The sequence below is a fragment of the Halomonas cupida genome, from assembly GCF_900142755.1.
In the GTDB taxonomy this organism is placed as follows: Bacteria; Pseudomonadota; Gammaproteobacteria; order Pseudomonadales; family Halomonadaceae; genus Halomonas; species Halomonas cupida.
Genome location: NZ_FRCA01000001.1, coordinates 113470 through 128302, shown reverse-complemented (window position 1 = coordinate 128302; position 14833 = coordinate 113470). Strand labels below are relative to the sequence as shown.

Annotated in this window: 10 protein-coding genes; all 10 read right to left on the bottom strand. The window is 58.5% G+C overall.

Features of this window, described 5'->3' with window-relative positions; translation table 11 throughout:
- Positions 1–30: 30 nt before the first annotated feature.
- Positions 31–2163, bottom strand: a complete 2133-nt coding sequence (locus BUE38_RS00535; RefSeq protein WP_073433086.1) for a site-2 protease family protein — start codon at positions 2161–2163, stop codon at positions 31–33.
- 4 nt (positions 2164–2167) lie between these two features.
- Complete coding sequence (locus BUE38_RS00530; RefSeq protein ID WP_073433085.1) at positions 2168–3604, bottom strand: efflux RND transporter periplasmic adaptor subunit; 1437 nt, start codon at positions 3602–3604, stop codon at positions 2168–2170.
- Entirely contained in the window at positions 3601–4542 is a 942-nt protein-coding gene (locus BUE38_RS00525; protein ID WP_073433084.1) for an efflux RND transporter periplasmic adaptor subunit, read from the bottom strand. Before BUE38_RS00525 ends, BUE38_RS00530 begins: the two co-directional genes overlap by 4 nt.
- 1 nt (position 4543) lies before the next feature.
- Positions 4544–6088, bottom strand: coding sequence for a TolC family protein (locus BUE38_RS00520; RefSeq protein ID WP_084541634.1), 1545 nt, complete (start codon positions 6086–6088; stop codon positions 4544–4546).
- An 830-nt stretch (positions 6089–6918) separates the two neighbouring features.
- Positions 6919–7680, bottom strand: a complete 762-nt coding sequence (madM, locus tag BUE38_RS00515; protein WP_073433082.1) for a malonate transporter subunit MadM — start codon at positions 7678–7680, stop codon at positions 6919–6921.
- A 13-nt stretch (positions 7681–7693) separates the two neighbouring features.
- Positions 7694–8116: a malonate transporter subunit MadL gene (madL, locus tag BUE38_RS00510; RefSeq protein WP_073433081.1), complete on the bottom strand. Its 423-nt coding sequence runs from the start codon at positions 8114–8116 to the stop codon at positions 7694–7696.
- 128 nt (positions 8117–8244) lie between these two features.
- Positions 8245–9783: a malonate--CoA ligase gene (locus BUE38_RS00505; protein WP_073433080.1), complete on the bottom strand. Its 1539-nt coding sequence runs from the start codon at positions 9781–9783 to the stop codon at positions 8245–8247.
- Between the two features lie 54 nt (positions 9784–9837).
- The gene (locus BUE38_RS00500; RefSeq protein WP_073433717.1) at positions 9838–11196 is read right to left on the bottom strand and encodes a malonyl-CoA decarboxylase; all 1359 of its coding nucleotides are present in this window, start codon (positions 11194–11196) and stop codon (positions 9838–9840) included.
- 425 nt (positions 11197–11621) lie between these two features.
- Entirely contained in the window at positions 11622–12146 is a 525-nt protein-coding gene (locus BUE38_RS00495; protein ID WP_073433079.1) for a YcxB family protein, read from the bottom strand.
- A gap of 432 nt (positions 12147–12578) precedes the next feature.
- On the bottom strand, positions 12579–14768 hold the full coding sequence (locus tag BUE38_RS00490; RefSeq protein WP_073433078.1) for an OsmC domain/YcaO domain-containing protein: 2190 nt from the start codon (positions 14766–14768) through the stop codon (positions 12579–12581).
- Between the last annotated feature and the right edge of the window lie 65 nt (positions 14769–14833).

Below are 14833 nucleotides of genomic sequence, written 5' to 3'. Positions count from 1 at the left end.
CTCTCCTTCTGTCATCTTGCCGATAGCGGCCTACGCCGACATCTCACGCAAGAGCACCTTGATGATCTGGTTGAAACCACGAGCGGCGAGGCTGATCGGCTCTCCGCGAAACTGCATTTCTCCACGCAATTCGGTAAGGCTGGCCGGGCTATCACCGGTCACATGCGCTGTCAGAGAAAACTCTGCTCCTTCGGCATGCGCTGTCTCACCATCCATACGCGACGGCACCGAGCCGCCATGGACAGAAGCCAACATCCAGTTATCCAGGGAGTCCGCCGCTGCACCGGCAACTTCATCGATCTCGATGTTCAGCGGAGGCAGAACAAACTGCTGATCGACAAAGCTTCCGGCCTGGCCCGGGTGAACTCGGTTCAACTCGTCGCTGTTGATGTATCCCTGAACGACAAGTGCTCGTGGCTGGGCCACCAGCAGCAGCCGAGTGCTGTCGTTGACCCAGCGCCCCGTGTGAAGGTTGTCATCGCGCTGGACCACGACACCATCGATATGTGACTTGAGCTGCAACTGCTGCTGCTCCCGCTTGAGCCCATCGAGCTCCTGCTCCACAGACACCAGCTCACTATCCAGTACCAGGCTTTCCGCTCGGTCCTGTTGATCCGCACTGCGCCGATCAAGCCGGGCCTTGAGGAGATAGCGTCGCTCGACAGCAGCAGCGATGCGTTGGCTCAATTCGGGATCGGACAACTGCACCAGAGGTTGTCCCTTGACCACCCTGTCTCCCACATCCACCAACACCTGTTCGATGCGCGCTGGATGCGGTGTGTAAACAGGATGCTGCTCGGCCGAACCGAGAACTGCCGGAGCGCGTACCGTGAACGGCAGTGGGACAATCAACACGGCCAGTACACTCAGACCAGCGATCATGGTGACAACGACGCGATGTCCCACATCTCGCCGCCTCTGCCACCACACCAGCAACTCACGGCTGATCGGCAGCACAATGAACCAACTGATTTCCACCAGGAACAGAAACAGTCCCAAGACCTTGAAGAAGAAGTGGTAAACCAGCACGGCAATGCCAAGAAACAGGAAAAAACGATAGATCCACACGGCGAAGGCAAAGCCGATGAACAACCTCCGTCGTGATGCGGTGGTCTCCTCGGGAATCTCATCGCCGTACCCGAACAGGGCTTCACGTAACCACCAACGCCCCATGGCAAAGGAACGCTCCTGTAGATTGGCCACTCCGACCAGATCACTGAACAGGTAATAGCCATCAAAGCGCATCAGCGGATTGACGTTGACCAGCAGACTGACCAGCCAGCCAGTTGTGGCCAGCGCAAACACCACGTAGCGCACTGGTCCATCCGGCAGGAACACCCATGCCAGGGTGGCATATACCGCGATGATCAATTCCACCGCGATACCCGCAACGTCAATCAGGACTCTTTTGCGACGTGATGACAGCCGCCATGCATCGGTAGTATCGGTGTACAGCACTGGCATCATGACAATGAAGGCCACACCGGTAGTGGTGACATGAACCCCCGATCTCGTCGCGGCATACCCATGCCCCAACTCATGGAGTGTCTTGACAACGACCAGACTCAGACTGAAGGCCACCACGCCAGAGACACTGAACATCTGTGGCAGGGTCGTGACGAAGGATTCCCACTGACGGGATACCAGGAACAGCCCGATCATGGCAGCCAGTGCTGTGATTCCCCAGAACAGAGGTTGGAAGAACAGGCTGGCCAGCGGCATGGTGGCACGTAGAAAGCGAGCAGGCCTCGTCAAGGGCACCCGAAAGAACAGATAGCCGTGCAACACCTTGCTGAACCAGCGCCCCTTGCCTGCCTTGATCCTGTCTGCCGCCCGGGTGTAGCTCTCACCGGGCTGTGCCTGCAGCAGTTCGTGCTGACGCAGGAACTCCAACACCTCCGTCACTGCCTCAAGACCTATATCGTGGTGCAGGCCACGCTGCAGTTGATCAACGATTCGTTGGGCCTGCCCGAGATACCAGAGCGACAGGATATCAATGACATCCTGACTGACCTCGTAGAACTGATCACTCAACGGATCATGGATCTTCCAGCGCTGGTCATCCGCGCCTTCCGCTCCGCCGCGAATCAGTTTCAAGTCCTGGCGCAACGGCGGCAGTGGTAGTTCATCGGGAGCACCGGAATCTGAGTTGGCTGGAAGCATGGCGCTATACCCCCGTCAACTGACGGAGCGCCACCAGCGGCCGTCGAAATAGATAGTAGAACAGTGACACCTGGTCACCATGAATGCGTGCCACGCCGCGCAAACCCATACGCGGAATCTCGCCGTCAGGCATTTCCGCCCCCGCCGCGACCGTGAAGTTGGCTATTCCGGCAGCGTTGGCTTCAGCCTTGTAGGAAGCGCGTTCAAGATGGGCCTCGATAGGGTCCAGTGGCGCCGCATCGAGAAAGACATCCACCCGAGCGTCTGGGAGAAGATTGACTGCGTCAGCCGCTGGCACCTCAATACGGAACTCGACATCAGCGGGATCGGCGACCTGCATCAACGCCTCTCCCACCGCCACTGGCCGGCCCACCCAGTCCCGAGGATCGCTGTACAATGCGACACCAGAAGTTCGTGCGCGGATCAGCGTCTTGTCGAGCATCACCTGGGCGTAGTTACGCTCGGCTTCCGCAACACGCTGCTCGCTCTGTGCAATAGCCAACTCACGACGAGCATCACTATCGGTGATCGATGCCTGACGTAGCCGCAAGGTCCTCGCTTCGGCCACCTCCAACTGGCGCTGAGCCACCTCATACTTGTTGCGCCACTCAATGTCATTGAGCTGCACCAGAGGAGTGCCGGTGGCTACCTCAGTGCCAGGCGTTACCAGAATGCGGTCAACCACGGCCTCCATGGGAGCAGCAACCACAAAGGGGCTCGCCGCCACCACTTCCACCGGCGCACGGGTGATCAAGGGCACCTGCACCAGCGCCATTGCAGCGGCCAGCACCGATATCCCCGCCACTCCCAGCCAGACCGCCCTTCCCTTCAACGGCTGCCAACGGCGCTGACGCCCGTGGATGGCATGGGCGCCATGGGCATAAGCCGCCGCAAGCCGTTCGGCCAGTACCAGGTGATGAGGTTCCCAGGGCAAGGCCCGACAGAGCAACCAGCCCAGACCGACAGAGCGTTCGGCATCAGCCAGCGGTATCCACAGTAGTTGGCGCTGGGCCTGTTCCCGAGTTAGCGCATCATCGGGATCGGCGTAGCCGGAGACCTCGAAAGCAGTGGGCGCCAACTGCCTGTCGGTCTGCTGCCACACGCGGCTCACCAGGCGCTCGAACCAACGTACTCGGGAGACATCTCTTTGCACCGTGGCGCGCCCACTGGCAGCCTGCATTCGCCACCCGCGTTCCAGCTTGAATACCAGAGACTCGGAGAACGGCAACAGCGCTACTGTCTCGTTGGCCAGATGGGCAGCCAGCTGCTCCAGGCAACGACAGGCACGCAGCCCCCCTTCGATTCGAACCAGATGGTCCAGACTGGTGACAACCGGACGTTGTGTTTCAGAAGGAGCGTCCATACCAGCCCGGGTAGCACCGGTGGGTCCATTCGCGGCAGGCTGATCCACCGCCGATGGCAGCACCTCCGCCACACTCACGCGGCAGACTCCGAATGACAGCCCTGAATATCACCAGGCTGTGTGTCTCCCTCCAGCCAGTACACCGAACCACTCATGCCGGGCAACACTCCTTCCGGCACCTCGAGCACCCTACTGATGACCTTGACTGTCTGGCTGACAGGATCGACCGCTGCAGACATCCTCCTCACTTCCGCCTGCAACATGTCACCGGTCTCATCGACTCGGAAATGGAAGGTCGCGCCGTCCGTCAGCCAGGCCAACCAGCAGGATGGCACCACCATCTGCAATTCCAGAGCACCATCGCTGACAATGTGGATCAGTGGCTCATTGGGCGCAGGTGTCTCGTTCTGGTGAACCATCGGCTCAACGACACTACCGGCGAAGGGGGCCCGAATCGAACACCCCTGCATCTGACTCTCGATGGCCTGGGCATCGGCACGCCCCTGACTCGCCTTGAACAAGGCAATATCGGCATCGGCTCGACCTCCGGCTCCCATGCTCAACAGCTCACGCTGTACTTCAGCATCCCGCGAGGCGGCATTGGCTTGCGCCCTTGCTCCACGCAATTGAGCCTCAAACCGAGAACAGTCGAACTTCACCAGTTCGGCATCACTGTCGAAGCTGTCACCTTCCCTGAACGGCATGGCAATGATCCGCGACGAGACGTTGCTGGCCAGCACAGCTTCCTGCTCTGCTCGCAACACACCACGAACCACGCCATTCGACCTCTCATCCACAGCCGCGTCGGTGCTCGCAGTCGCCACCACCGGTTGTAGGTTCCCCACCGGTAATGGAGCCGACGATGGAGTACCCGAAACTTCGGCGGTTTCCTCTCCGGTAGCATCCGCTCCAGGATCACTCGACTCCTGTGCAAGGCTGTGCAGAGGGAGCGAACACAGCGATGCCAGTCCAGCCACCAGCAGCATGTGCCGAACATCATTGCGCCACATCGCCATGTCAGAGATCTCCCGCCAGTGCCAGGGCATCGCCGCGTCCGGCCCACAGGTGACGCAGGTCACCGGCCAGCTCCGCCACACTCTCGTCGGCACTCATGCTGGCATCGACTGCATCGATCCCCATGGAGGTGTAGACGTTGGCATAGGCACTCTGCAGATCCGCCAATGCCACATCCAGCTTGGCCTCGGCAACGACAGTATTCATCTGCTCACGAATCCAGGTCTGGCGACTGACGCTTTCTGCGCGATACCCCGCCTCGATCTGGTGCTCGATGCTGGATTGCACGGTGAGGTAGCGCTGTGCAGTCTCCAGTTCCTTGCGACGCAGCGCGTAGCGTGCTCGACTCACCGAGACCTGAGTCGCCACCGCCATAGTCAGTGCCTGGGCTCGGGCATCCAGCAACTCGCCTCCCGCCTCGATGCGCTGCTGTTCCGCTGGAATACGGAAGACATTCAACAGGTTCCAACTGGCCTTGGCGCCCCAACTCGCCCAGTCACTGTTGTAGAGGAAATCGTCGTTGCTCCAGTTGGCACCGGCGAAGAGTCGCAGGCTGGGCAATGTCTGCAGCAGCACCGCTGTGCCTTCCATTTCGTTGCTGCGCAACTTGTAGGCAACTTCATGCAGCTCCGGGCGATTCATCACCGCCAGGTGCAACATGTCGTCATAGCTCATATTCAGCGATTCCCAGGCCAGATCACGCGCCGGTACCACAATGCTGTATTCGGTATCCGGGGGCAGGTTCATCAACGCTGCCAATTGCTGTTTGGACACCTTGAGCTCCCGCGTCAACTGCTGAAGCTGCTGACGGATCGACAACAGTTCGCGCTGATAGCTCAGTGCAGCCATGGGCGAGGTGAGGTGATTGGCCTTCTGACGTTGCGCCATATCCAGCGCCTGTTGAGTACGCTCCTCGAGCTGCTGGGTTCTGGCCATCAAGCGTTCGGCACTGGCCGCTCGCCAGTAGGCTGAACGCACATCCTCGACAATGCGCTGGACCACTCGACGCTTGTTCTCCTCCGCCTGAAGGACTTCATCCGCTTTCTGTTTGGCGCGGACGTACGACAGTCCGAAATCCAGCACATCCCAGCTCAACGCCAAGTCGCCGGCCAGGGACTCACGCTCCGAAGAGGTTGACGGCTCCAGCGACGTCTTCCCTGTCAACAGTGACTGGCTGACGCTGCCTGCATCATTGGAGCGTCCGTTGTAATTGAGTGAGCCGACAATGCGGGGCAGCATGTCATAGCGGCTGACATCCAACTGCTGCAGACGGGCCGCTGTTTCCATCAACTCAACTCGATAGTCGAGGTTGTATTTGATTGCCCTGGCCATGGCGGTATAGAGATCAATCGGTGCGGTGACCGGTTCCTGATCAGCGGTATAGCGCTCCAGTAGATCCGAGGCTCGTTGACTGTTCTCATGCTGCGTAAACGGCTCGGGAGTCACCGCACAACCGGCCAGCGACAGTGCCACCATACAGGCGATGCCGTAACAGTATTTCCGTCCTGCCGGAAGCCCCTGTCGGGAATAAGGGAGAATCTTCACCATTGTGCATCCTCTATCTTGAGTTCTTCGAATCCCGAAATGGATTAGCAATACTTATCCCCACACCCATAATCGCTACGTATTTCAAAAACCCTGATCCCTCTCTGGCCAGCACAACCAAATCCCCAGGAGAAAAGCCCATATATAAAACTCGTCATGAATTCATGCCTCGAGGAACAGCCGAAAACCATCAAATTCATTCAAGGCATTTACCATTTACCGTTACGGACCACCGCTCAAACATTCTCTGATCCACTCCGAGAAGCATGCCTCACAGGCTCCATCGTCGAATCACCAAAAGCCTCTTGAAAACTTCGCCATATCAAATTTTCAGGAGGCAGAAGACATAGAGAACAACACAAGTAAAAAGGTCTCAGGCCAAATATGGAACCTGGGCGAATCAAAAATAAAGATCCAGATAAAACACACTAAACAGCGCGTCATGACATGCGACCTTAACTACAAATTAACCAGCATCAAAAACTTCCCACCAGTAAAATCAAAAACTCAGTACCAAAGCAGCACAGCGAGCGCTTATAAAATAATCAAGGCTCATTAATTGGCATGCCCTGAGGATCAACAAAGAGGCTATATTCACGCGACAAGGCCCGAAGCTGCTACTGGCGGTCAAATGGCCAGAAGCAAATTTCCAGAAGCAGATTTCCAGAAGCAGATTTCCAGAAGCAAGGAGGCCCCGGACATCTGATGGGAAGGCATCTACAGCAGAAAGGGATGGGCCAGTGGAACCTGGCAGGATAACCGGAAAATCAGCAGCGACCGTTTGAGCATCAGCCCCTACGGTCACCGCCTTGTCAGTCAGTGAACGCCGTTCCTCAGAACAGTGCGCGTACCACCAGGAAGAGCGCTGTGGGCGCCAGCAGAATCCCGAGCCCGGTATAGAAGGTGGCGGTCATGGCACCATAAGGCACCAGCCGTGCGTCCGTCGCCGCAAGCCCTGCTGCCACCCCGCTGGTCGTACCGATCAAGCCACCGAAGATCATCGCCGAACGCGGGTTGTCCAGCCCGATCAGGCGCGCCGTCATCGGTGTGGCAATCATGGTGAGGATCGACTTGACCAGGCCGGCAGCGATCGACAGCGCGACTACCTCGGAGCTCGCCCCCAGGGTCGCGCCGGTCACCGGGCCAACGATATAGGTCACGGCTCCGGCACCGATGGTGGTGATGTCGATGGGGTCGGTGTAGCCAAAGGCCACGGCAATCACCGCGCCAGCCACGAAGGACACGATGACACCGGCAAACAGTGCGATGACGCCACGAACACCTGCCTTGCGAATCTCGCTGAACTGCACACCATAGGCCGTTGCAATGATCGCCAGGTCCCGCAGCATGCCTCCGCCCATCAAGCCGAGTCCCGAGAACAGACTGATGTCCGCCAGGCCATGGGTACCCTCGGTCGTCACCCCACCGAAGTACGCCAGCGCGAGGCCGATCATGATGGCGATGGCAGATCCGTGCAGTTTACCGCGGGTGAAGCGGGCGCTGACCCAGTAGGCTGCGTACATGGTCAGGCCAATGACCGCGAATGCCGCCACGAGATGATACTTGTCGAAGAGTTCCAGTAGTGATTCCAGCATTTTTGCTCCTCCCTCAGCGGCTCGGCTCGGATACCGAGGTCAAACGCCCCTCGGAATTGGGTACTGCTCCAGAAGCCTTGTCGTCACGGGGCTTGCCGGCAATGACCGGGACCATCACCAACCCCAGCACCACGGCTAGAGCGCCGGCCAGAATGGCCACCAGACCACCGCTGAAGGCCGCCGCCACGTTCTGACTGGCAGCCATGGCAACCACTATGGGAATGTACATGGCATTCCAGAAGTTGATGCCGGACGCCGTTGCCTCGGGCAAACGGCCACGATCCTTGAGCCAACTGGTGCTGAAGATCAGCAGCAGCATGGCAATACCCACGCCTCCGAGATTGGAGTCGATACCCAGTAGCTGACCCAACAGATCGCCTACGATCAGGCCAGCCATCATGCACCCTGCCAACAGGGCAACACCGTAAATCACCATGGTCACTTCTCGCTGTTATCGTTGTGATGAAGCTGTCGTCTTGCTGAAGTGTCGCGCTCTTGTCGGCGCGCACTGGCGTACTTGTTGTAACGTCGCCCGCCCCTGTTCGTTCAAGCGGGCGAACCGTTTCAGGCAGTCGTCGCCTCCTTGTGCTGATAGATGTCGGCATAGGTCGCTCGTAATTGATTCTTCTGAACCTTGCCCATCACATTGCGCGGCAGGCTATCGACGAAGAACACCCGACGTGGCTGCTTGTAGCGTGCCAGGCTTGACTGGAGGCTGGCGATGACCTGCGCTTCGTCGAGACGCTCTCCGTCCTTCAGCACCACCACCGCCGTGACACCCTCGCCCAGATCCGGGTGAGCCACACCAACCACCGCCGATTCGAGGACGCCGGGAAGCTCATCAATCAATTGCTCGATTTCCTTCGGGTAGACGTTGTAGCCTCCCGAAATCACCAGATCCTTGTCACGCCCGACAATCTGCAGATAACCCTGCTCATCGATGCGCCCCAGATCACCGGTAATGAAGAAACCATCGTCGCGGAATTCCGAGCGGGTCTTTTCGGGCATCTGCCAGTAGCCCTGAAAGACATTAGGCCCACGCACCTCAACCATACCGGTCTCGCCCTGAGCCACGCTCAGCCCACTCTCACGATCGGTAATACGCACTTCCACGCCGGGCAGCGGCATGCCCACAGTGCCGGGACGACGCGCGCCGACATAGGGGTTGGAGGTATTCATGTTGGTTTCCGTCATGCCATAGCGCTCAAGGATGGCGTGACCGGTGCGCTGCTGAAATTCCTCATGGGTCTCGGCCAGTAGCGGCGCCGAACCAGATACGAACAGACGCATGTTGCGCACGACCTCTTGGTCCAGACGCGGTGACTGCAGTAGACGCGTGTAGAAGGTCGGTACACCCATCAGCACACTCGCCGTCGGCATTCGATCGAGCAACCCGTCAACATCCAGCCGTGACATGAACGTCATGGAGGCTCCTGCCGTCAGGGTCACGTTGCAGGCCACGAACAAGCCGTGGGTATGGAAGATCGGCAAGGCATGCAGCAGGTGGTCATCGGCACTGTAGCGCCAGGCCTCAACCAGAGAGCGGCTGTTCGAGGCCAGATTCTCGTGGCTGAGCATGGCGCCCTTGGCCCGCCCCGTGGTGCCGGAGGTATAGAGAATTGCTGCCAGGTCATTGCCATCCAGTTGCGCCACCTCAGTGGTCGGCTCGGCCGACTCGGCGCGATCCATCAGGGTTCCATCACCTGCCGTGCCCAGGCACTCGACCTGCACCACTAGCCCTTGCTGGCTGAACTGCTGAGCGTTGGCCAGCTTATCCGGCGTACAGACATACAACTGCGGCCGAGCATCGCCAAGAAAGTATTCAACCTCAGCATCGGTATAGGCCGTATTCAACGGCAGATAGACCGCACCAACCTGCAGACAGGCCAGATACAACATGACCACCTGAGGACTCTTGTCGACCTGTACGGCCACGCGATCCCCCGGCTGTACGCCAAGTTCGGACAGCACGCTAGCCAGGCGCTGCGAGGCCGTCTGGACATCGATATAGCGATACTCGTCACCCTCAGGCGTGTCGATCAACACCTTGTCCGGTTGTTGGGTGAAATGGGCGAGAAACTGCAGATAGAGGTTATGATTCATGGTCTTCTCACTGATGAAAATGAGCAGGAAGCCTGCGCTACAGGACGGTGACCCTCAGGCGCCGGCCTGCTCCTGACGACGGGATTTCTGTTTCGCCACCAGACGGCGAATATCGGAAGAACAGATGACACTGCCCTCGCGGCTGTAGGCCTCGTGGTTCTGTTCGATCTGATCGATCTGGTAGCGATAGTTGACCATCAGGCCATGCGCCTGGCGCAGTCCCTTGTCGGACGTATCGCCGGGCCAGTTGAGACGGTGCAGGCTGGCACCATTGCCGAGATGAAAGCGCGCTACGGGATCAAGGGGTTGGCCACTGGGGTGGCGGGCTTCCAGAAAGTAACGCGCCGCCAACGGCAGCAACTCTGTACGGAGGGTCTTGCGTTGTTCCACGCTCTCCTGCCAGCCACTTGCCTCAAGCACCTGTTCGGCAGCCTCGGACAGTTTGATGCTGCCTTCGCTACTCTCGCTCTCGAGCCAGGCAGCGAACCCCGGTACTGGTGACAAGGTGACGAACTCCTTGAGTCCGGGCAGTTCCCGCTTGAGTTCCTGAACCACCTGCTTGATCAGGAAGTTGCCGAACGAAACCCCTTTCAGGCCGCGCTGGCAGTTACTGATGCTGTAGAACACCGCCGTGTCCGCGTTGTCGGGATCGAGCTCTTCACCGGACTCGAGAATGCTCTGGATGTTGTCAGGCATGCCCCGGCACAGCGCGACCTCGACGAAGATCAGCGGCTCATCGCCTGTCGCAGGGTGGAAGAAGGCATAACAGCGTCGATCCCGTGGGCCGAGACGACGACGCAGATCATCCCAGTCATGAATTTCATGCACGGCTTCATAGTGAATGACCTTTTCCAGCACTGCTGCCGAGGTATTCCAATCGATGCTTTCCAGCATCAGGAAGCCGCGGTTGAACCAGGAAGCAAACAGGTGGGCAAAGTCCGCATCCAACGGCTTGAGCTCCGGGTGCTCCTTGAGCAACCCCAGCAGATCGGCGCGCATCTTGACCAGCTCGAAGGTGCCACCCGGGCAAAGATTGAGGCGCCGTAACAGGTTCTGGCGGGCGGGCTCACAGGCCGAGAACAGACGTTCCAGGTGACTGTTGCTTTCCTCATCTCGATACGCCGCATAGGCCCTGTGCACCTCGTCAGGGTTCGCCGCGTACTGATCAGCAAGCAGCAAGAAGAAGGCTACGCGATCCCCCTCCCCCAACTCGGCGTACAACTTGAGAGCCCGCTGAGCAACGAGAATACGCGAAGCTTCACCGCCACTCGTCATCAACGTATGACAGGCAGCGCTCAATTGAGCCAGTGGTGACTCCCCGCTCCTGCTGTCTCGTCCCCCGAGACCGGGGCCCTGTTCACGTGATCTGCTGGCCACTCGCGACAGCAGATCCTGAAGAAACTGCATGTTCATGTTCATGGGTTTACTCTCCTCGCCTGCCACCAGACGCTCGAATCAGCAAAATCACACTCCACCAAGGATGTTTCACGCATCATGTTATATACAACAGATAGCAACTATATATACATTTCTCAAGAGATGTTACTTATACATAGGGCCAGGAATGTAAGGGCCAGGAACGAAAGGCTGGAAATGAAGAGAGGCAGAAACGTGGAAGTATCAGGAAGATAGGCAGGAGGATGACAGTTCCGGGCAGCGTCATGCTCTGCAGGAGGACACGGCTGCCATGGAGAAGAAGAACTATCTGGAGTGGCTGCTGCTGGAGTCGAGGCGTAGGACGCCCCTGGCTGATGAGCGATGACCATCGTGGCACAGGCCTGCGCACCGAACATGCCGGACAGACACTCGCGAAGTGATCCTCCGGGCGCCATGGCCAGTCAGCGAGGCGGTCCGACCTTGCCTTCGAGCCAGGCCATCAGTCCAGCGATATCAAAGCCACTGTCAGTCAGACGACGGGGGACGATGTAGAACAGCCGCGGCATGGTGTACAACAGCACGTACTCATCATTGTGCCGCCATTTGATGATGTTCTGCCATTTCAGCAAATACCTTGAATCTGCGGAGATCATCATCACTCCATCATCCTGAAGCCGGATTCGGATGGGAGCCTTGATCGCTGGATAGTTTCGGTAGTGGCGCCTTGCCAGCACAGGGCTCGCGACGCGACACATCACTAACGCAATGGCACCACCGATGCCACCGCCGATCGCCACACCGCGCACAGAATTAGTACCCAAAAGTACTGCCAGTGCGATGACGACAAACAGCGCGCCCAGAACGCCCCATACTTTTGGCGTCATCCTGGCAAACAGCTTCATCGCCTTGAGATAGTCCGCCTCGGAAATGATGAACTCTGCCGAGAGACCGTCCGGTGTCCCCTGTTCCCGCTTTGTCTGATTCATCGCACCACAGCCCAGTGAAGCTTGTTCAACAGATACTGCCCCATTTCCATGCGTCACGCTAACCACCCGCCTCCTGGGCGGACCGAGGCACAGGGAGCGAGGAATCCCCCTCGGCAGATTTTCAAAACGATGCCAGTGTGATGAACTGCAGTACCTTGGCGCTCCCCTTACCGACATTGCGATGGGCACGCGGCTCACTGCTGGTGAAGCTCAACCAAGCCCTGCCGACCTTCCTTGAACATGGTCCAGGCCATATGCTATGTCGGTGTGAGTCTCGTGACTCGTCGCTCCATGGCCATGGCCAGCTGACTCACCACTCCCCCCCCTCAGTATCGGATGACCAACGACACCGCCGCCCTGAAAGGCGGCGGTGTCGTTGGTTACATGGCAAGAGCAGCAGGCCCCGGCATACAGGGCCGCAAACAGGGTTGGTTATCGCTCAGCCGCACGAGCCGCACGCGCGGCGTGCAGTTTGCGATAACTCTCGATCAGGCGCTGGTGCTTCTCCAGCCCTTCCAGTTGCATGCTGGTCGGCGTCAGGCCGTGGAAACGCACCTCACCACTCACCGAGCCCACCACCGCCTGCAGGGTTTCCTCACCGAACATGCGCCCAAGGTTGTAGCGGTAATCGTCCAGCTCGAGTTCCTCATCGAGGACAATCTCGAGCACCGCCTGCATCGCCTGGTAGAACAGCCCCCGCACCACGGTGTTGTCGTTGTACTGGAGGAACATCTCGACCCGTTCCAGAGCCTCTTCATGCTGCTGCAGGGCCAGATTGACCAGCAACTTCAGTTCGAGAATGCTGAGCTGGCCCCACACCGTATTCTCGTCAAACTCGATACCGATCAAGGTGATGATATCCATGTGCTCATCGATCTGGCTCTCTTCCAGACGCTCCAGCAGATCACCGAGCTGTTCATCACTCAGGGCATGGATGTTGAGGATGTCCTCACGATAGTCGAGCGCCATGTTGGTGTTGTCCCAGATCAGGTCCTCCACCGGATAGACCTCGGAATACCCGGGCACCAGCACACGGCATACCGGTGCCCCCAGGTCGGTATGGACAGCCATATAGACTTCCTTGCCGAGTTCCTCGAGGATCGCCATCAGACTGGCTACCTCTTCTTCGTTGCTGCCGGAGAAGTCCCAGTTGCAGAACTCGAAGTCATGGTTGGCGCTGAAGAACCGCCAGGACACCACACCGGAAGAGTCGATGAAGTGCTCGACAAAGTTGTTCGGTTCGGCCACTGCCAACGAGTTGAAGGTAGGCGGCATGAAGTCGTTCAACCCCTCGAAGCTGCGGCCCTGCATCAGCTCGGTCAGGCTACGCTCCAGCGCCACATGAAAGCTCGGGTGCGCACCGAAGGAGGCAAAGACACCGCCGGTCTTCGGGTTCATCAGGGTCACACAGGCCACCGGGAAGCGCCCACCCAGCGAGGCATCCTTGACCAGAATCGGAAAGCCCTGTTCCTCCAGCGCCTGCACGCCCTCGAGAATATCGGGGTACTGCTGCAGCACCTCCATGGGCACATCCGGCAGGGCAATTTCCTGCTCGATGATCTCCCGCTTCACCGCCCGCTCGAAGATTTCCGACAGGCACTGCACCTGAGCCTCGACCAGCGTATTGCCGGCGCTCATGCCGTTGCTGAGATAGAGGTTCTCGATCAGGTTGGAGGGGAAATAGACTTCTTTGCCATCCGACTGACGCACGAACGGCAGTGAGACAATGCCGCGCTCTACGTTGCCGGAGTTGGTATCAATCAGGTTCGAGCCACACAGCTCACCGTCCGGGTTATAGATCTCCAGACAGTAATCATCCAGCAGGCCTTGCGGCAGCGAATCATCCGCCGTCAGCTTGAACCACTTCTCGTTCGGGTAATGAACGAATTCGCTGTTGGCGATCTCTTCACCGAAGAACTGGTCGTTGTAGAAGAAGTTGCAACTCAGGCGCTCGATGAACTCACCCAGCGCCGAGCACAGCGCGCTTTCCTTGGTGGCACCCTTGCCATTGGTGAAACACATGGGCGAAGCGGCATCGCGAATATGCAGCGACCACACGTGGGGCACGATATTGCGCCAGGAAGCGATCTCCACCTTCATGCCCAGCCCTTCAAGGATGCCGGTCATGTTGGCAATGGTCTGCTCGAGAGGCAGATCCTTGCCCTCGATCCAGGTACTCTCGCCCTCCTGCGGCGCGGCCATCAGCAATGCCTGAGCATCTTCATCCAGGTTGTCGACAGTCTCGATCTGGAACTCCGGCCCTGTCTGCACCACCTTCTTGACCGTACAGCGCTCGATGGAACGCAGGATGCCCTGGCGATCCTTGTCGGACAGGTCCTCGGGCAGCTCTACCTGAATACGGAAGATCTGGTTGTAGCGGTTCTCCGGATCGACAATGTTGTTCTGCGACAGCCGAATATTCTCGGTGGGAATATTGCGAGCCACGCAATAGACCTTGACGAAATAGGCAGCGCAGAGCGCAGAGGACGCCAGGAAGTAGTCGAACGGACTCGGCGCCGACCCATCTCCCTTGTAGCGGATGGGCTGATCGGTGATGACGGTAAAGTCGTCAAAACTCGCTTCGAGCCGGAGGTTGTCGAGAAAGTTGACCTTGATTTCCATGAGGGCACCGGATGTGTAGATGTGGGCCTGGCCAGGCGTCAGGAGAACCCAGCCTCAGGAAAGTC

What these genes read in the sequence shown, in the direction of transcription:
- BUE38_RS00535 (WP_073433086.1), bottom strand. Translation starts at nt 2,163, where the DNA reads ATGCTTCCAGCCAACTCAGATTCCGGTGCTCCCGATGAACTACCACTG.
- BUE38_RS00525 (WP_073433084.1), bottom strand. Translation starts at nt 4,542, where the DNA reads ATGGCGATGTGGCGCAATGATGTTCGGCACATGCTGCTGGTGGCTGGA.
- BUE38_RS00520 (WP_084541634.1), bottom strand. Translation starts at nt 6,088, where the DNA reads ATGGTGAAGATTCTCCCTTATTCCCGACAGGGGCTTCCGGCAGGACGG.
- madM (WP_073433082.1), bottom strand. Translation starts at nt 7,680, where the DNA reads ATGCTGGAATCACTACTGGAACTCTTCGACAAGTATCATCTCGTGGCG.
- madL (WP_073433081.1), bottom strand. Translation starts at nt 8,116, where the DNA reads ATGGTGATTTACGGTGTTGCCCTGTTGGCAGGGTGCATGATGGCTGGC.
- BUE38_RS00505 (WP_073433080.1), bottom strand. Translation starts at nt 9,783, where the DNA reads ATGAATCATAACCTCTATCTGCAGTTTCTCGCCCATTTCACCCAACAA.
- BUE38_RS00500 (WP_073433717.1), bottom strand. Translation starts at nt 11,196, where the DNA reads ATGAACATGCAGTTTCTTCAGGATCTGCTGTCGCGAGTGGCCAGCAGA.
- BUE38_RS00495 (WP_073433079.1), bottom strand. Translation starts at nt 12,146, where the DNA reads ATGAATCAGACAAAGCGGGAACAGGGGACACCGGACGGTCTCTCGGCA.
- BUE38_RS00490 (WP_073433078.1), bottom strand. Translation starts at nt 14,768, where the DNA reads ATGGAAATCAAGGTCAACTTTCTCGACAACCTCCGGCTCGAAGCGAGT.